The following is a 17,050-nucleotide window of genomic DNA, read 5'->3' as shown; positions in this document are numbered from 1 at the left end:
CACGGAGGAGACGCCGCATGGCGGCCAAGACAGACATCGCCCGGCGCGTGTATAACCACGCCTGGAAACTGGACCCCATCGTCCGCAGCCTGCTGGACACGGATTTTTACAAACTCCTGATGCTGCAGATGATCTGGAAGCTGCATCCGGACGTCCGCGCCACTTTTTCGCTGATCAACCGGTCGACGCGCGTGCGCCTGGCGGACGATATCGACGAGCAGGAATTGCGCGACCAGCTGGACCATGTCCGCGAACTCCGCTTCACCAAGAAGGAGCTGATCTGGCTGGCCGGCAACACCTTCTACGGCAAGAAGCAGATCTTCGAGCCGGATTTCATCGCCTTCCTCGCCAATTTCCGCATGCCCGACTACGAATTGTCGGTGAAGGACGGCCAGTATGAGTTGTGCTTCGAGGGCCGCTGGATGGAAACCACGATGTGGGAAATCCCGGCGCTGGCGATCATCAACGAACTCCGGTCGCGCGCGGCGATGAAGGGTCTGGGCAAATTCACCCTCGACGTGCTCTACGCCCGCGCCAAGGCCAAGATGTGGTCGAAGGTCGAACGCCTCCGGCAATATCCGGGCCTTCGCATCTCCGATTTCGGCACGCGGCGGCGCCATTCCTTCCTCTGGCATCGCTGGTGCGTCGAGGCGTTGAAGGAAGGCATCGGCCCGGCCTTCACCGGCACCTCCAACGTGTTGCTCGCCATGGACACCGATCTGGAAGCGGTCGGCACCAATGCGCATGAACTGCCGATGGTGAAGGCGGCGCTGGCCGAAACCGACGAAGACCTGTGCCAGGCCCCTTACAAGGTGCTGCAGGACTGGACCCAGCTTTACGGCGGCAACCTGCTGATCGTCCTTCCCGACGCTTTCGGCACAGCCGCCTTCCTGCGCAATGCGCCGGATTGGGTGGCCGACTGGACCGGCTTCCGCCCCGACAGCGCCCCGCCGATCGAGGGCGGAGAGCGGATCATCGACTGGTGGGAGGCGCATGGCCGCGATCCGCGCGAGAAACTGCTGATCTTTTCGGACGGGCTCGACGTCGACACGATCATCGAGACATACAAACATTTCGAGGGCCGGGTGCGGATGAGCTTCGGCTGGGGCACCAATCTCACCAATGATTTCCAGGGCTGCGCGCCGACCGAGCTGATGGGTCTCGATCCGATCTCGATCGTCTGCAAAGTCGTCGAAGCCAATGGCCGTCCGGCGGTGAAACTGTCGGACAACCCCCGCAAGGCGACCGGCGACCCCCAGGAGGTCGAACGCTACCAGCGCTTTTTCGGCACCGAGGACTTTCACGAGCTGCAGCTCAAGGTCTGAACCCGGATGTAAAGTGGAGAGGCGTCGACATATTTTGTCGCAGGCCTCCTTGCTTATCTTGACATTTGCCATCCGCTTTAGGATACAGGACCCCATTGGAAGTCGAGCGGGTTCCTCGCCATGATGGTCTGCAGCTGCAACATTATCACCGACAAAGACATCAGGGACGTCATCGTCTCGATGCTCGACGAGGACTGTTGGCAGCTGATCGTGCCGGGCAAGGTCTATCACGCGATGAACAAGCGCGGGAAATGCTGCGGCTGCTTCCCCAATGTCGTCGACATCATCGTCAAGACCACCGAGGACTATCACGCCCGCCATCGCGGCGAGACGGCCGAAGTCGTGGATTTCCTCGACCGTCTCAAGCGCTTTCATGCCGAGCAGAAGGCCGCGATCCTCGAACGGCGCCAGCGCACGGCGCGCGTGGCCTGATTTCCCATACGACCGGTCGAAACACTCGGCTAGATTTGGAATCATTCCAAACTAGGGCCTCGACTTTGCGCCTATTTCCTGCTCTTATCCCATCATATTTACGCTGCATAACAGGAGATGGACTATGAAGGGCGACGCCAGAGTCATCGAACGCCTCAACGAAGCGCTTTTTCTAGAGCTTGGAGCGGTCAATCAGTATTGGCTGCATTACCGCCTGCTCGAAGATTGGGGCTATCAGAAGCTGGCGAAGAAAGAGCGCGCCGAATCGATCGAGGAAATGCAGCATGCCGACAAGCTCGTCGCGCGCATCATTTTCCTCGAAGGTCATCCGAACCTCCAGACGCTCGCGCCGCTGCGCATCGGCCAGACGGTCAAGGAAGTGCTCGAAGCCGATCTAGCCGGCGAATATGACGCCCGCACCGCCTACAAGAAGTCCCGCGACATCTGTCACGAGGCCGGCGACTATGTGTCGATGAAGCTGTTCGAAGAACTGCTGATGGACGAGGAGGGCCATATCGACTTCCTCGAAACCCAGCTGGAACTGATGTCGAAGCTCGGCGAGGAAAAGTACGGCCAGCTGAACGCCGTGTCCGCCGACGAAGCGGAATAACCCAGACCGCCGGAAATGAAGAAGCCGCCGGGGCAACGCTCCGGCGGCTTTTTGCATGCAGTCGGGCGTCAGGCGCTGACGCCGGAAAGATGGGCGAATTCGGCGACGACCTTGTCGTAGACGGCGCGCTTGAACGGCACGATCAGGCCCGGCAGATCCTCCATCCGCTTCCATTCCCACTGGTCGAACTCCGCCTCATGGCCGCCGGGCGGCGGGTTGATGGCGATCTCGGAGTCGTCGCCGTCGAAGCGGAAGGCGAACCAGGCCTGGGTCTGGCCCCGATATTTGCCCTTGAGGCCGATGCCGACCAGTTCCGGCGGCAGATCATAGTTGATCCAGTCCTTGGCGCGGGCGATCAACGTCGCCGACTTGATGCCGGTTTCCTCATAGAGTTCGCGATAGGCGGCGGCTTCCGGCTCCTCGCCCTTGTCGATGCCGCCCTGCGGCATCTGCCAGAGCTGCGGCGAGCCGTCATATTCCGAATTGCCGAGCGGGATGCGCCGGCCGGCCCAGACCAAGCCCTCTCGATTGAGCACCATGATGCCGACACAGGGGCGGTAGGGCAGGTCTTCGGCCTTGATCGTCTTGCTCATCGTCTTGTCCTTGCGCGGCGACCGCGCGTTCGTCAGTTGGGAACGGTTGCGAGGGCGGAAACGCCCACAATTTCGATGCCGCGGCGGCCCGCCTCGCGCGACCATTCGGCGATCGCCGCGACGCTGTCGTCGAAGGCGGAGGCGACGCCGATCGCAGAACCCTTGCGCAGCGCGATGCGTTCGAGGTCGTCGAGCTTGGCGAGGATCGCACCGTGATTGACCTCTTGGTCCAGCACCAGATCGGCAAAGGCGAGCGGCATGCCGTAGGCCTTGGCGTAGACCGGCGAGAGCGACTGCGTCGACGTGCCGTCGTCGAGGAACATCAGGCCGCGCCGCGCGATGTCGCGCATCACCGGCTCGGATGCTTCGGCGTCCGACAAGAAGCGGCCGCCGAGGTAATTCATCACCCCGGTGTAATTGGTCATCTTGCCCATGCCCTGATGCAGGAGATCGAGATTGCGCGCCTCGCTCTGGTCATGGGTCAGCGTCAGCGGACCGGGATCGTTGTCGGGATAGTCGAACGGCTCCATCGGCGCCTGCAGCAAGATTTCGTGGCCGGTGCGCCGCGCTTCCGGCGCCCAGCGCGACAGCGAATTGCCGTTTGCGGCGAAAGCCAGCGTGATCTCTTCGGGCAACGCCTGCAGCGCTTTCTGCGTGCCCGTCTGGCTGAGCCCGAGGCCGGCGACGACGATGGCGATCCGCGTACCGCGTGCGCCCGACCAGGGGCGCGCATAGCGGTCGAAGGGGCGCGTGCCGTCGTCGGCGACGATCGGCAATTTTCCGTCGGGCGTGTTCTCGATCAGCGCTTCGTCTGGAAAGGCGGCGAGATCGGGCGATTGCGGGCCGGTCGCCGTCGCGTCGATCAGCTTTGGCCCGTTCTCCGCGCTGGCGCGGGGTGTGTATTTGGTCACCACCGAACCATCCGGCATGACCTGACGGACGACATCGGCGCCGTCGGAAGGGCGGCTGGGCTTGATGCCGTCGGGATCAGCCGGCGCGGTCGGTGCGACGTCATCCGCCGACCCGGTCGGTTCATCGGCGACCGAGACGGGTTTTTGCAGCGGATCGGGGGAAAGATAGGGGTAGGCGACAAGACCGCCGAAAATCAGCGCGACGGCCGAAAACGCCGAAACGCTGCCCCAGGCGAACCTGGGGCGTTTTTCGGTTTTCGGCTTGCGCCCCTTGCCCAGCGGCGAATGGAGTCCCGACGTCACGTTCGAGCCTGCCCCCGTTCGACAGAGCGGCGGCGGGATCATGTCCCGCCGCGCCCGTCTTACTTCTTCTGCTGTTCGACCGCGACGGCCTTGGCCTGATCCGGCGGGAAGGCCGGATCGGTCTTCTTGCCGCGCAACAGGTCGAGCGCATAATTGAGCTGCACGTCGTCCTTGGGATCCGGCGGCACATAGGCGGCCGAACCGGAGCCTTCTTCGGTCTCGTCCTGGCCCTTGATATGGCCCTTGAGCGCCGATTCGGCGGCGGTCTCGATCTTGCCCTGCAGTTCGGCCGGGATCGGCTCCTCGACCTTGATGTCGGGGGTGATGCCGATGCCCTGGATCGATTTGCCCGACGGGGTGTAATAAAGCGCCGTGGTCAGCCGCAGCGCGCCGTTGTCGCCGAGCGGGATAATGGTCTGCACCGATCCCTTGCCGAACGACCGCGTGCCGAGCACGGTGGCCCGCTTGAGATCCTGAAGCGCGCCGGAGACGATTTCGGAGGCCGAGGCGGAGCCGCCATTGACCAGCACGATCACCGGCTTGCCATTGACCAGATCGCCATCCGTGGCGCTGAAGCGACGCGTTTCGCTTTCGACGCGGCCGCGGGTCGAGACGATTTCGCCCTTGTTGAGGAAAGCGTCCGACACGTTGATCGCCTGATCGAGCAGACCGCCCGGATTGAGGCGAAGGTCGAGGACAAACCCCTTGAGCTTATCGTTCGGCACCTGGGCCTGGATCTTCTCGATGCCCTTCTTCAGGTCATCATAGGTCTTTTCGGTGAAGGAGATGACGCGGAGGTACCCGACATCGCCCTCGACGCGGGTCTTGACCGCCTGCACGGCGATGATGTCGCGCTTGATGGTCAGTTCGATCGGCTTGTCGGCGCCCTTGCGCAGGATGGTCAGCTTGATCGGCGCGCCGACTTCGCCGCGCATCTTGTCGACGGCGTCTTCGAGCTTCAGGCCGCGCACGTCGGTTCCGTCGATCTTGGAAATCAGGTCGCCGGCCAGAACGCCGGCCTTGGAGGCAGGCGTATCGTCGATCGGCGCGATGACCTTGACCAGTTCGTTGTCCATGGTGACTTCGATGCCGAGACCGCCGAATTCGCCGCGCGTCTGCGTGCGCATGTCGTCGGCGTCCTTGGCGTTCATATAGCTCGAATGCGGATCGAGCGAGGTCAGCATGCCGCTGATGGCGGACTCGACCAGCTTCTGCTCGTTGGGCGGCGTCACATATTGCGCGCGCACGCGTTCGAAGACTTCGCCGAACACGCTGAGTTCCCGATAGGTCGAGGAGCCGGCGGCCTGGGCCGGAAGGCCGGCGGAATAGACAGCCAGCGTGGCGGTGGAGCCCAGCAACGCGCCCAGCAGCACCAGTGAAGTCTTACGTATCATTTCGCGCCTTTCCAAGCTCTTTGACGGACCACCAGGGCCGCGAATCGACCGGTTTTCCATCCTTTCGGAACTCTATGTACAGCGTTGGCCGGTCCGTTTCCAGATTGAGACCGGTTGCGCTGGCTATTCTCTTTTCGCCCATCTGGCCGACCGGTTCGCCGGAGACGACGAACTGGCCCTGACGGACGGAAACCTTGTCCATGCCGGAGAGCAGTATATGGTAATTCTCTCCCGCATTCATAATCACCATTTCGCCATAACTGCGAAAAGGCCCCGCGAACATCACCCAGCCGTCGGCCGGGGCGGTGACCACCAGGCCTGGTCCGGCCGCGACCGTGAGGCCTTGGGCGGGATGGCCGGTGCCGTCGTCGTCGCCGACCTGACGGATGACGTCGCCCGCCACCGGCAAGGCCAGCTTCGCCTTCAGAACGGAGAAAGGATATGCGGGGGCAATGCGGTTTTTGTCGGGCAGGATGGCGCCTGCCTCCTCCTGCAACCGGGCCCGCTGTTGAGGGGTGAGAGCCGCCATGTCGCGATCGTTGGCGCGAGCGGCTTCGGCGGCGTCGCGCGCCGAGGCGATGCTTCGCTCCAGCGAGGCGATGAGGTTTTCCAGGCTGGTGGCGCGGGCGGCCAGTTGCTCGACGCGCTGGTTCTCCCGCTCCAGTTCTTCCTTGCTCTCGGACGACAGCTTGGCGTTTTCTTCCAGAAGCGCGTTCATCCGCTGCTCCTCCTCGATCGCCGAGGTCATGGTGGTCACATAGGTCTGACGCTGGGCGGCGAGCGCGACGGAGAGGTCGGTGAGGCTCTTGAGGTCGGCGGCCAGGCGCTCGGTTTCACGACGCACGCCGGGCACGACGGCGCCGAGCAGAATCGCGCTGCGCACGGAGGAGAGAGCGTCGTCGGGCGACACCAGAAGGGCCGGCGGCGGATTGCGGCCCATGCGCTGAAGCGCGGCCAGCACTTCGGCGAGGAGGCCGCGCCTTTCGTGCAGCGACGCCTTGACCTTGCCGAGCCTGCCTTCGAGCTCGCGGAGCTTGGCCTCGTCCTCGAGCGTCTGATTTTCCAGCGATTTTCGTTTTTCGGCCGATGCGACCAGCGCCTGACGCAGCCCGGCGCTGGTGCGTTCGATGCCGATCAGACCCGCCTGCAGCGTCTTGGTGCGATCGCGCGATTCGGCCAGCGTCTTGGCGAGCTCGCGCAGCTCGCTTTCCGTGGCGTTTCGGCGGATGCGCAGCAAGCCCTCTTCATTGACCGCGGGTGCGGGTTTGACCGCGTTTTCCTGCGGAACGGCCGGGACGGCGAACGCAATGAGGCCCGCAGCCGCGGCCGCGCGCAGCAACGCACCCCGTTTCGATTGTCCGCCGATCTTCAACAAGCCACCGCCATTGCTCAATGGCCCGACTCTAAGCTGATTTGCCGCAAGCGCCAATCGATTTGATCAGGAGGAAAAATCCGAGGCCGCGCTCAGACGCGATGATAGGGATGGCCGGACAGTATGGTGACGGCCCGGTAGAGCTGTTCGGCCAGCATCACCCGCACCATCTGATGCGGCCAGGTCATCTTGCCGAAGCACAACATGTGATCGGCGCGACCGGCGAGCGCCGGATCGTGGCCGTCGGGCCCGCCGATGGCGATAACGACCTCGCGCCTCCCCTGGTCGCGCAGGCCCCCGAGCAGATCGGCGAAGGCGACGCTGTCGAGCGCCCTGCCGCGCTCGTCGAGCAGGATCAGTTGCGCGCCGTCGGCCAGCAGCCTGTCGAGGCTCGCGCCTTCCTCACGCTTGCGCGTCTCCGCATTGCCGGCGCGGCTTTCGGTGATCTCGGTGATTTTTCCCAATTCGAGGCCGGTCGCAGGCCCCGCCTTGGCGAAACGATCGAAGTAACGATCGGCCAACTCTCTTTCGGGTCCGGACTTCAACCTGCCGACCGCAAACACGGATATGCGCATGTCTTACCAGACCAGATCTTTCACGCCGGAGAAGATCATTCTCCGCGGGTATTGGCCTGCTTTCCCAGGGAAAGCGGCTTAGTGCAGGGTTTCTTCGTCGATATCAGGCGCGGCCCACATCTTTTCGATGTTGTAGAACTCGCGGATTTCGGGTCGGAACACATGCACGATGATGTCTCCGGCATCGATCAGCACCCAGTCGCCGGTTTCCAGCCCTTCGACGCGGGTCGGGCCGAAACCGGCCGCCTTGATGTCGTCGATGAGGTGATCGGCAATGGCTGTCACGTGACGGTTCGAGCGTCCGGATACGATCACCATGTGATCGCCCAGCGCGGATTTGCCCGTGATGTCGATATGGGAGATGTTTTCAGCTTTCGAATCCTCGAGGCTTTCGAGGACGGTTTCAAGAGCTTTGGCTGCGGCGTCGCTACCGCGCTCCATGCTCTTGGAGGGGGCGAAACGCGCCGCTCCTTTGGCGTGCACTGTCGTCAGAGGACTTCCTTTCTATCTTAAACGGACATGCACCGGCGCTGAAGCGCCGATCCCTAAAGATAGGCGCCAAAGGTTAAAAGTTTCAAGACAAGCCGGTTAACTATTTTCGGTCGAACTCCCCTTACGGCAGCGCGCCGTCGAGCAGCTTGGGATTGGCGCGCCCGGTGGTGCCCGCCGCCTGGCCGATGAAGAAATTCTTGAGCGACGGCAGGCGATCGACAAGGCCGAGACCGAAATCGCGGGCGATGCGGATCGGCGCGATGTCGTTGGAGAACAGCCGGTTGAGCACATCGGTGGTCACGCCCATGCGGAACGTGTCGAAGCGACGCCACGTCTCGTAGCGTTCGAGCCCCGAAAGCGAACCGATGTCGAGACCCAGCCGGTCGGCGTCGACGATGGTTTCGGCGAGTGCGGCGACATCCTTGAAACCGAGATTGAGGCCCTGGCCGGAGATCGGATGGATGCCGTGCGCGGCGTCGCCGGCCAGCGCGAAGCGATCGGCGACGAAGGCGCGCGCCAGCGTCAGCCCCAACGGATAGGCCCGACGCGGCGAGACCACTTTCAAGGCGCCGAGCTTATGGCCGAAACGCCGTTCGAGCTCCTCGTCGAACAGAAAATCGTCGCCGCGCACCAGACGTTCGGCATCCGCCGTTCTCTCCGTCCAGACCAGCGACGAACGATTGTTCGGCAAGGGCAGGATTGCAAAGGGGCCGGCGGGCAGGAAATGCTCTTCCGCGACGCCTTCATGCGGCCGCTCATGTTCCACTGTCGCCACGATGCCGGATTGGCCATAGTCGAAATGCACCGTCTTGATGCCGGCCGCGTCGCGCAGTTTCGAGCGAACGCCGTCGCAGGCGATCAGCAGGCGGGCCTCGACCGTCTCGCCGGTCGACAACGTCGCGGCGACGCGCGCGGGATCGCGCGAGAACCCATCCACCGTCGCCGCCTGGCGCAGCTCGACGCCGAGTTCGCCGACCAGCCGCAACAGCGGTCCGATCATGGCGGGGTTCGGCACCATATGGGCGAAGGGCTGGCCATCGGCCACCCTGCCGTCGAAGGTCAGGAAAACGGGACGAACGGGATCGGCCGTCTTGGAATCGGTGACGATCATTCTATTGATCGGCTGGGCGCTCGCCAGAATTTCATCCCAGACGCCGAGTGCGGAGAGCAGCCTCGAGGCAGCCGCGGCGATCGCGGAGGCGCGGCCATCTTTTTTCCAGGCGCCGGAGGGCGCTGCGTCGACCACCAGAATGCTGAGATGCTGAGCGGCCTTCTTGATCGATACCGCCGTCGAAAGACCGACATATCCGCCGCCTGCGATCAGAATATCATACATGAGGTCTTGCTCCTTCTCGCGGCTTGCCCGCATTCCGACTGGGAGTATAGAGGAATGAGGTCGTCGATTAAACCATCGGAGAAAGCCAAAATGCCGCGCCAGGGAAACAAGCTCACCGACATGGCCCAACTCCTGGAGATCCTCGATCTCGAAAAGATCGAGGAAGGCAAGTATCGCGGCGCAAGCCCCGATGTCGGCTGGCAGCGGGTGTTCGGCGGGCTGGTGATCTCACAGGCCCTGGTCGCCGCCTGCCGCACCGCGCCCGAAGGCCGGCATGTCCATTCGCTGCACGCCTACTTTCTGCGTCCCGGCGATCCCTCTTTGCCGATCCTCTATGAAGTCGAGAACATGCGCGACGGCGGCAGTTTCTCGACGCGGCGGGCGATCGCCATCCAGCATGGCAAACCGATCTTCGCATTGTCGGCCTCGTTCCAGATCGACGAATCGGGCCTTACCCACCAGATCGACATGCCCGACGTGCCCGCTCCCGAGACGCTGCCGGACGCTCGGGAACTCTACGACACCTACCTCAAGCAGGCGCCCGACCACGTGCGCGCTTATTGGCTGCGCGAGCGCCCCGTCGAGGTGCGCCCGGTGTCGATGGCGCATTATGTCTCGCGTGAAAGACTGACGCCGTCCCAGCATATCTGGATCAAGGGAAACGGCGCGCCGCCGGCAGACCGGGCGCTCCGCGCCGCCGTCCTCGCCTATCTCTCGGACATGACGCTGCTCGACACATCGCTGTTCGCGCATGGCCAATCGGTGTTCGACCGCGACATCCAGGCGGCCAGCCTTGACCACGCGATGTGGTTCCACGCCGAGGACCCGCTGGACGACTGGCTGCTCTATACGCAGGACAGTCCCTTCGCCGGCGGCGCGCGGGGGTTGAGCCGCGGCGCGATATATAACCGTTCAGGACGCCTGATCGCCTCCACCGCGCAGGAAGGTTTGATTCGCAAACGAGCAGATGATTAATTCATGGGCGTTTTTTGATTTTTGCACTTTTCTTGGGCGGTTAATGTCGAGTTAACTGCCTTCTTTTTGATCCAGAAACAAATATCTCATATTTTTCAACCGCTTAAAATTGCGGCGCGAATCTGGCACGCGCTTTGTATTGGTATGGGCAGTCACGGGAGGGCTTCAGACTTTTTCCCGAGATCACGGAGAGGCGGATCCCCGCCGGCATGTTCGTCAAAGGATGGGAAACCAGATGAAAATTGTGATGGCCATTATCAAGCCGTTCAAGCTCGACGAGGTGCGCGAAGCCCTCACGGCTGTCGGCATTCAAGGCCTGACCGTAACCGAAGTGAAGGGCTACGGGCGGCAGAAGGGACACACGGAAATCTATCGCGGCACCGAATACGCCGTCAGCTTCCTGCCGAAGCTGAAGATCGAACTCGCCGTATCGGGCGAACTGGTCGACAAGGCGGTCGAAGCAATCGCCGGCGCCGCCAAGACCGGCCAGATCGGCGATGGCAAGATCTTCGTCTACTCGATTGACCACGCCGTGCGCATCCGCACCGGCGAAACCGACGCCGAAGCGCTCTGACGTTCGCTATCGTAGGGAGTTATATTTTATGTCCGCAACGAGACTTTCCACTCTTCTGAGCCGCGCGGCGCTTGCCGCCTCGGCCGTGATGGCTCCGGTCGTCGCTTTCGCCCAGGAGGCCGCGCCGGCCGCCGCCGCCGCCGCGCCGGTTCCCGACAAGGGCGACAGCGCCTTCATGTTCCTCGCCACCATCCTCGTGCTGTTCATGGCCGTTCCCGGCCTCGGCCTGTTCTACGGCGGCCTCGTGCGCGCCAAGAACATGCTGTCGGTGCTGATGCAGTGCACCGTGATCGCGGCCGTCGTGATGATCGCCTGGGTCGTCTACGGCTATTCCTTCGCCTTCGGCGGCGGCGCGAATCCCTTCTTCGGCGGCTTCGCCAAGATGTTCCTCTCCGGCGTGACCAAGGACACGACCGCGGCCACCTTCAGCCAGGGCGTCGTGATCCCGGAATATCTGTTCGTGCTGTTCCAGATGACCTTCGCCGCCATTACGCCGGCGCTGATCATCGGCGCCTTCGCAGAACGCATCAAGTTCTCGGCCTCGATCCTCTTCGCGCTGCTCTGGGTGACCGTGGTTTATTTCCCGATCGCGCATATGGTCTGGGACGCCAACGGCTACCTGTTCGGCAAGGGCGCGCTTGATTTCGCCGGCGGCACCGTCGTGCACATCAATGCGGGCGTGGCCGGCCTCATCGGCGCGATCATGGTCGGCAAGCGCATCGGCTTCGGCAAGGACATGATGGCTCCGCATTCGATGACGCTGACCTATGTCGGCGCAGCGATGCTGTGGTTCGGCTGGTTCGGCTTCAACGCCGGCTCCAACCTCGAGGCCTCGGGCGGCGCCTGGCTCGCCACCGTCAACACCTTCCTCGCCACCGCCGCCGCGATCCTGTCCTGGTCGGCCGTCGAAGCCTTCACCCGCGGCAAGGCCTCCATGCTCGGCGCTGCGTCCGGCATGATTGCCGGCCTCGTGGCCGTCACCCCGGCCGCCGGCATCGTTGGCCCGATGGGCGCGATCGTCATGGGCCTCATCGTCTCGCCGCTCTGCTACTTCTTCGTCTCCGTGGTGAAGAACAAGTTCGGCTATGACGACACCGCCGACGTGTTCGGCGTCCATGGCGTGGGCGGCATCTTCGGCGCCATCGCCACCGGCATCTTCGCCTCCGCTTCTCTCGGCGGCATCGGTTACGCCGGCGAACAGACCATGGGCGGCCAGCTCTGGGTGCAGATCGAAGCGGTGGTGATCACCATCCTGTGGACCGGCATCGGTTCGGCGATCCTCTACAAGATCGTCGATCTGATCGTCGGCCTGCGCGTGCCGGTGGAAGCCGAACGCGAAGGTCTCGACCTCGCCTCGCATGGCGAAGCCGCCTACCACAACTGAGATTGCGCGCGGCGCCGGTCTTCCGGCGCCGCACCGCCCGGTCGGGGCTTCATCCTCCTTCCCGCCCCGACCGGCGCCATCCTCCCAGGCGGCCGCATGCGCATGCAGGGCTGCTACCTTCCACCCGGGATCGTCACGCGTCCCGGGTTTTTTCGTGTCCGCAGACACGAAAAAGCCGGCGGGGTGACCGCCGGCTCGAAATTTGGGAAAGTCTGGCTGGATCAGCCGCGCGCCCAGGCCGGCAGCCACTCGCCATGCGCCTTCAAGAGGTCGTCGGTGAGCGCCCAGATCTGGTCGAGATCGAGCTCGGCGGCCGTATGCGGATCCATCATCGCGGCGTGATAGATATGCTCGCGATTCTCCGTCAGGAGCGCCTTCACCGTCAGCTCCTGCACGTTGATGTTGGTGCGGATGAGCGCGGTGAGCTGCGGCGGCAACTCGCCGATATAGGTCGGCTGGATGCCATTGGCGTCGACCAGACACGGCACTTCGGCCGCGCAATTGGCCGGCAGCGAGGTGATGCAGCCATTGTTGCGGATATTGCCGTAGATCACCGAGGGCTGGCCGGTCCAGACCGAGTTGACGATTTCGGAGGCGTATTCATGGCTCTGCTTGATCTCGATGGTCGGCGAGTTCTTGAGCTCTTCGGCCTCGGTCTTCCAGCGCTCGATCTGCTCGACACAACGCTTGGGATATTCATCCAGAGGAATGCCGAACTTCTCGATCAGATCCTCGCGGCCTTCCTTGATGAAATAGGGCGTGTATTCGGCGAAGTGCTCCGAGCTCTCGGTGACGAAATAGCCGAGACGAGTCAGCATTTCATAGCGCACCTTGTTGGGGCAACGCGGATTCCAATGGCTCGGCTTGGGGAAGCGTCCTTCGCGATAGCCCTTGAGCAGATCCGGATAAAGATTCGTGAAGGAGCCGTCCGGCTGACGATGCTCGAAATTGAGGTAGAAGGCCATGTGATTGATGCCGGCGGCGCGATAGCGGATCTCCTCGACCGGGATGTCCAGATCGCGCGCCAGTTCCCAGGCGGTGCCCTGGACGGAATGGCAGAGGCCTACCTGCTTGATCGTGGGGTACTTTTCCGCGATCGCCCAGGTGTTGATGGCCATCGGGTTGACATATTGCAGCATGATCGCGTTCGGGCAGACCTCGAGCATGTCCTCGCAGATCGACCAGAGATGCGGCACGGTGCGCAGGCCGCGCATGATGCCTCCGATGCCAAGCGTGTCGGCGATGGTCTGGCGCAGGCCGTATTTCTTCGGCACTTCGAAATCGGTGACGGTGCAGGGCTCGAAACCGCCGATCTGGAAGGCGACGACCACGAAATCCGCGCCTTCCAGCGCTTTCTTCTGATTGTCGTAGGTCTCGACCTTGGCGCTGGCCCCGAGCGTGGAGACCAGCTTGCCCGCCACCACTTCGCTCTCGGCGAGGCGCTCGGGATTGATGTCCATCAGCGCCACCGTCGCGCCCGAAAGCGCCGGCCGCTGCAGGATGTCGCCGATAATGTTCTTCATGAACACGGTGGAACCCGCGCCGATGAAGGTGATCCTGGGATTTCTCGTCATTTTGTGCTGTCTCCTTGGGAGGGATGCGCCGATTGCGCGCACCATAATCCTCGTCTAATCAGGAGGTAAGAGGATAGTTGTGCTGCAAAGGGTAATATCGTGCTCTCGGATCTCATCGCCGCCGGACCCTATCTGAAAACGCCGCCCCGGGGCGGCGCGCCTTTCGTCATCTACCCGACCGGATGCGGCTACGAAAAAAGGCGCGGGCCCGATTATGACTGGGACGGGCGAAAGCGCGGCGCGGAACCTTTCACCATATTTCAATATACAATCTCTGGAGCGGGCCGCCTGACCTTTGGCCGCGACCGGCATGTGGTCGGAACGGGGCAAGCGATGCTCCTGATGGTTCCGGAAGATCATCGCTACTGGCTGGAAGAGGGCGAAAACTGGGAGTTTTTCTGGGTGTCGCTGCGCGGACCCGAGGCGCTGCGGCTGATGGAGCGGGCGCGGCTTGCTGGAGGCGCGACGCCAGTGATCTCACTCGACGCGGCGGACAGGCTCGCCGGTCTCTGCCTCGATCTCATGCGGGAAGACCACGATCCCTATCGCGCCTCAAGCCTCGCTTACGCCTTTGCGCTGGGCGCGCTTCAGGCGGTCACCGGCCAGAACGGCGCCCAAGGGGATGCGCCTGAGGGCGTGGCGCGGGTGCTCGCTTATCTCGCGGCCCATCCCGGCAAAGCCATGAGCGTCACGCGCATGGCCGAGCTCGCCGGTCTCAGCCGCGCGCATTTCTCCCGGCAATTCACGGCGGCGACGGGCGAGACGCCGGCGGATTATCTGTTGCAGGAGAATCTGCGTTACGCCGGGCGGCTCCTGGCTGCGGAGCCCGCGCCCTCGATCCGGGATGTGGCGGCGCAAGCAGGCTTCGCCGACGCCAATTACTTTTCGAAAGCCTTTCGGCGCATCTTCGGCGTCACGCCGACCGACTTCAGGGCGTCCGGAATGCATCGCGACCCGGCGCGGCCATGGGGCAGAGGCTAGCGGAACCACCATAAACCGCCCTCAGCACGGCCATTGCCGCCCGTTTAGAATGATGGTAAAGAAGCGCCATGAGCAAACGCGCGCCAAAGAGATATTTTTTCGTGCTGCAGGACCGCAAACGCCTGCCGCAGCGCTTCTTTGCCGCCCTTTCCGGCCGCGCCACCGCCCATCTCGGCTGATCCCGTCCGCTGACCGCGCTTGCGGTTCAGCGCCTCGCGACGCCTTCTTCCTCTATACTTCAGCACGGTGAAACCCATGAGCGCACCCCGCACACTCTATGACAAGATCTGGGACGACCACGTCGTCGATCAGCAGGCCGACGGCACCTGTCTCCTCTATATCGATCGCCACCTGGTCCACGAAGTGACCAGCCCGCAGGCGTTCGAAGGCCTGCGCATGACCGGCCGCAAGGTCCGCGCGCCGGAAAAGACGCTGGCCGTCGTCGACCACAATGTGCCGACCTCGCCGGATCGTCATCTCGGCATCAAGAATGAGGAAAGCCGCATCCAGGTCGAGGCGCTCGCCCAGAACGCCGCCGATTTCAACGTCGAATATTATTCGGCCAGCGACAAGCGGCAGGGCATCGTTCACATCGTCGGACCCGAACAGGGCTTTACCCTGCCGGGCATGACCATCGTCTGCGGCGACAGCCACACCTCCACCCATGGCGCCTTCGGCGCGCTGGCGCATGGCATCGGCACGTCCGAGGTGGAGCACGTTCTGGCCACCCAGACGCTGATCCAGAAGAAGGCCAAGAACATGCTGGTGCGCGTCGACGGCCAGCTGCCGCCGGGCGTCACCGCCAAGGACATCATCCTCGCCATCATCGGTGAAATAGGCACCGCCGGCGGCACCGGCCATGTCATCGAATTTGCCGGCGAAGCCATCGAGGCGCTGTCGATGGAAGGCCGCATGACGGTTTGCAACATGACGATCGAAGGCGGCGCGCGCGCCGGCCTGATCGCCCCGGACGAGAAGACCTTCGAATACATCAAGGGCAAGCCGCGCGCGCCGCAGGGCGAGGCGCTGGAGAAGGCGATCGAATACTGGAAAACGCTGAAATCGGACGAAGGCGCGCATTATGACCGCGTCGTCGTGCTCGACGCCGCCAATCTGCCGCCGATCGTGTCCTGGGGTTCTTCGCCTGAAGACGTCATCTCGGTTCAGGGCGTCGTGCCGAACCCGGACGAGATCACGGATGAAAACAAGCGCACCTCCAAGCAGCGCGCGCTCGACTACATGGGCCTCACCGCCGGCACCAAGATCACCGACATCGCTGTCGACCGGGTGTTCATCGGCTCCTGCACCAATGGCCGCATCGAAGATCTGCGCGCCGTCGCCAAGGTCGTCGAAGGCAAGACGGTGGCCTCCACCGTGTCTGCGATGATCGTGCCGGGCTCGGGCCTCGTCAAGGAACAGGCGGAAGCCGAGGGGCTCGACAAGATCTTCAAGGCCGCCGGTTTCGACTGGCGCGAGCCGGGCTGCTCCATGTGCCTGGCCATGAACGACGACCGCCTGAAGCCGGGCGAACGCTGCGCCTCGACCTCGAACCGCAATTTCGAGGGTCGTCAGGGCTTCAAGGGCCGCACACACCTCGTGTCGCCGGCCATGGCCGCAGCCGCCGCGATCGCCGGACATTTCGTCGACATTCGCGAGTGGAATTGATCCGGTCTCGCCGAGCGCTCTCATACGAACGGGCGGCCCTGAGGGCCGCCCGTTTTGTTTGCGCCCGAGCGATCCGCGGCGCATGGCGGAAAAGAAAAACCCGGCGTCTCCGCCGGGTTCAAAGTCTCTATCGGAAACTCGCCTCTCAGGCCGCGACCGACGACAGGCTGTCGAGGTCCGCGATCAGCTGAGAAATCCGGGTGCGGGCCTCATCGTCCGGCGCGCTGGCGAGATCGGCCTGCGCGACTTCTATCCGCTTGGCCAACTGATCCTTGCGGAATTCGCTGACCGGCAGCGCCGATTCGGCAAGCAGGGTGCAACCTGACGGCACGATGTCGGCGAAGCCGCCGAACACCACGAATTTCTGGGTCTGGCCGGAGGCTTCCTTGACGGTGACCACGCCGGGGCGGATCGTCGTCATGAAAGGCGCGTGATTGGCCATCACCGCCATTTCGCCTTCGGTCGCCGGAAGGACCACTTCGGTCGCGCTTGCCGACATGAGCAGGCGCTCCGGAGAGACAAGTTCGAAACTGAAGCTATCAGCCATGATCACT

17 protein-coding genes are annotated in these 17,050 nt (G+C 63.3%); 8 read left to right on the top strand and 9 right to left on the bottom strand.

Features of this window, described 5'->3' with window-relative positions; translation table 11 throughout:
- Positions 1–17 precede the first annotated feature (17 nt).
- From pncB to bfr, 3 genes are all read left to right on the top strand, one after another.
- Positions 18–1,325 carry a nicotinate phosphoribosyltransferase gene (gene pncB / locus OCK01_RS18070; RefSeq protein WP_263825115.1) on the top strand — a complete coding sequence of 436 codons (1,308 nt, stop codon included), beginning with the start codon at positions 18–20 and terminating at the stop codon, positions 1,323–1,325.
- A 120-nt stretch (positions 1,326–1,445) separates the two neighbouring features.
- Positions 1,446–1,757, top strand: coding sequence for a bacterioferritin-associated ferredoxin (locus OCK01_RS18065; protein WP_263825114.1), 312 nt, complete (start codon positions 1,446–1,448; stop codon positions 1,755–1,757).
- A gap of 124 nt (positions 1,758–1,881) precedes the next feature.
- Entirely contained in the window at positions 1,882–2,367 is a 486-nt protein-coding gene (gene bfr, locus OCK01_RS18060) for a bacterioferritin (protein ID WP_182828135.1), read from the top strand.
- A gap of 68 nt (positions 2,368–2,435) precedes the next feature.
- On the opposite strand, the gene OCK01_RS18055 is transcribed toward bfr, so the two are convergent.
- From OCK01_RS18055 to OCK01_RS18025, 7 genes are all read right to left on the bottom strand, one after another.
- Complete coding sequence (locus tag OCK01_RS18055) at positions 2,436–2,960, bottom strand: RNA pyrophosphohydrolase (RefSeq protein ID WP_182828134.1); 525 nt, start codon at positions 2,958–2,960, stop codon at positions 2,436–2,438.
- 32 nt (positions 2,961–2,992) lie between these two features.
- Positions 2,993–4,174 (bottom strand): divergent polysaccharide deacetylase family protein, encoded by a 1,182-nt coding sequence (locus OCK01_RS18050; RefSeq protein ID WP_263825113.1) that lies wholly within the window; start codon positions 4,172–4,174, stop codon positions 2,993–2,995.
- Positions 4,175–4,233: 59 nt separating this feature from the next.
- On the bottom strand, positions 4,234–5,568 hold the full coding sequence (locus tag OCK01_RS18045; protein WP_263825112.1) for a S41 family peptidase: 1,335 nt from the start codon (positions 5,566–5,568) through the stop codon (positions 4,234–4,236).
- The gene (locus OCK01_RS18040; protein WP_263825111.1) at positions 5,558–6,961 is read right to left on the bottom strand and encodes a murein hydrolase activator EnvC family protein; all 1,404 of its coding nucleotides are present in this window, start codon (positions 6,959–6,961) and stop codon (positions 5,558–5,560) included. Before OCK01_RS18040 ends, OCK01_RS18045 begins: the two co-directional genes overlap by 11 nt.
- Before the next feature lie 71 nt (positions 6,962–7,032).
- Positions 7,033–7,515, bottom strand: a complete 483-nt coding sequence (gene rlmH, locus OCK01_RS18035; protein WP_263825110.1) for a 23S rRNA (pseudouridine(1915)-N(3))-methyltransferase RlmH — start codon at positions 7,513–7,515, stop codon at positions 7,033–7,035.
- A 78-nt stretch (positions 7,516–7,593) separates the two neighbouring features.
- Complete coding sequence (gene rsfS / locus OCK01_RS18030) at positions 7,594–8,007, bottom strand: ribosome silencing factor (RefSeq protein ID WP_246697602.1); 414 nt, start codon at positions 8,005–8,007, stop codon at positions 7,594–7,596.
- A gap of 121 nt (positions 8,008–8,128) precedes the next feature.
- Entirely contained in the window at positions 8,129–9,343 is a 1,215-nt protein-coding gene (locus tag OCK01_RS18025) for a ubiquinone biosynthesis hydroxylase (protein ID WP_263825109.1), read from the bottom strand.
- Positions 9,344–9,433: 90 nt separating this feature from the next.
- Here OCK01_RS18025 and OCK01_RS18020 point away from each other — a divergent pair, with 90 nt between their 5' ends.
- The 3 genes from OCK01_RS18020 (at position 9,434) to OCK01_RS18010 (ending at position 12,276) form a co-directional block, all read left to right on the top strand.
- Positions 9,434–10,318, top strand: a complete 885-nt coding sequence (locus tag OCK01_RS18020) for an acyl-CoA thioesterase (RefSeq protein WP_263825108.1) — start codon at positions 9,434–9,436, stop codon at positions 10,316–10,318.
- A 223-nt stretch (positions 10,319–10,541) separates the two neighbouring features.
- Positions 10,542–10,892 carry a P-II family nitrogen regulator gene (locus OCK01_RS18015; protein ID WP_170976542.1) on the top strand — a complete coding sequence of 117 codons (351 nt, stop codon included), beginning with the start codon at positions 10,542–10,544 and terminating at the stop codon, positions 10,890–10,892.
- A gap of 28 nt (positions 10,893–10,920) precedes the next feature.
- Positions 10,921–12,276, top strand: a complete 1,356-nt coding sequence (locus tag OCK01_RS18010; protein WP_182828128.1) for an ammonium transporter — start codon at positions 10,921–10,923, stop codon at positions 12,274–12,276.
- A gap of 221 nt (positions 12,277–12,497) precedes the next feature.
- Here the strand turns inward: OCK01_RS18010 and OCK01_RS18005 are convergent, their stop codons facing one another.
- Entirely contained in the window at positions 12,498–13,850 is a 1,353-nt protein-coding gene (locus OCK01_RS18005) for an alpha-glucosidase/alpha-galactosidase (RefSeq protein ID WP_263825107.1), read from the bottom strand.
- Between the two features lie 99 nt (positions 13,851–13,949).
- Here OCK01_RS18005 and OCK01_RS18000 point away from each other — a divergent pair, with 99 nt between their 5' ends.
- Positions 13,950–14,831, top strand: a complete 882-nt coding sequence (locus OCK01_RS18000) for an AraC family transcriptional regulator (protein ID WP_263825106.1) — start codon at positions 13,950–13,952, stop codon at positions 14,829–14,831.
- 255 nt (positions 14,832–15,086) lie between these two features.
- On the top strand, positions 15,087–16,496 hold the full coding sequence (leuC, locus tag OCK01_RS17995) for a 3-isopropylmalate dehydratase large subunit (RefSeq protein ID WP_182828125.1): 1,410 nt from the start codon (positions 15,087–15,089) through the stop codon (positions 16,494–16,496).
- A gap of 145 nt (positions 16,497–16,641) precedes the next feature.
- Here the strand turns inward: leuC and OCK01_RS17990 are convergent, their stop codons facing one another.
- The gene (locus OCK01_RS17990) at positions 16,642–17,043 is read right to left on the bottom strand and encodes a F0F1 ATP synthase subunit epsilon (protein WP_182828124.1); all 402 of its coding nucleotides are present in this window, start codon (positions 17,041–17,043) and stop codon (positions 16,642–16,644) included.
- Positions 17,044–17,050 lie beyond the last annotated feature (7 nt).

This window comes from Rhizobium sp. TRM95796, assembly GCF_025779995.1.
Lineage (GTDB): Bacteria > Pseudomonadota > Alphaproteobacteria > Rhizobiales > Rhizobiaceae > Rhizobium_E.
The sequence above is the reverse complement of the archived record's forward strand: the minus strand, read 5'-3'. Positions and strand labels throughout refer to the sequence as shown.

Bases quoted from the DNA above. Each gene is read 5' to 3' on its own strand.
- pncB (WP_263825115.1), top strand. From the start codon at position 18: ATGGCGGCCAAGACAGACATCGCCCGGCGCGTGTATAACCACGCCTGG.
- OCK01_RS18065 (WP_263825114.1), top strand. From the start codon at position 1,446: ATGATGGTCTGCAGCTGCAACATTATCACCGACAAAGACATCAGGGAC.
- bfr (WP_182828135.1), top strand. From the start codon at position 1,882: ATGAAGGGCGACGCCAGAGTCATCGAACGCCTCAACGAAGCGCTTTTT.
- OCK01_RS18055 (WP_182828134.1), bottom strand. From the start codon at position 2,960: ATGAGCAAGACGATCAAGGCCGAAGACCTGCCCTACCGCCCCTGTGTC.
- OCK01_RS18045 (WP_263825112.1), bottom strand. From the start codon at position 5,568: ATGATACGTAAGACTTCACTGGTGCTGCTGGGCGCGTTGCTGGGCTCC.
- rlmH (WP_263825110.1), bottom strand. From the start codon at position 7,515: ATGCGCATATCCGTGTTTGCGGTCGGCAGGTTGAAGTCCGGACCCGAA.
- OCK01_RS18025 (WP_263825109.1), bottom strand. From the start codon at position 9,343: ATGTATGATATTCTGATCGCAGGCGGCGGATATGTCGGTCTTTCGACG.
- OCK01_RS18020 (WP_263825108.1), top strand. From the start codon at position 9,434: ATGCCGCGCCAGGGAAACAAGCTCACCGACATGGCCCAACTCCTGGAG.
- OCK01_RS18015 (WP_170976542.1), top strand. From the start codon at position 10,542: ATGGGAAACCAGATGAAAATTGTGATGGCCATTATCAAGCCGTTCAAG.
- OCK01_RS18010 (WP_182828128.1), top strand. From the start codon at position 10,921: ATGTCCGCAACGAGACTTTCCACTCTTCTGAGCCGCGCGGCGCTTGCC.
- OCK01_RS18005 (WP_263825107.1), bottom strand. From the start codon at position 13,850: ATGACGAGAAATCCCAGGATCACCTTCATCGGCGCGGGTTCCACCGTG.
- leuC (WP_182828125.1), top strand. From the start codon at position 15,087: ATGAGCGCACCCCGCACACTCTATGACAAGATCTGGGACGACCACGTC.
- OCK01_RS17990 (WP_182828124.1), bottom strand. From the start codon at position 17,043: ATGGCTGATAGCTTCAGTTTCGAACTTGTCTCTCCGGAGCGCCTGCTC.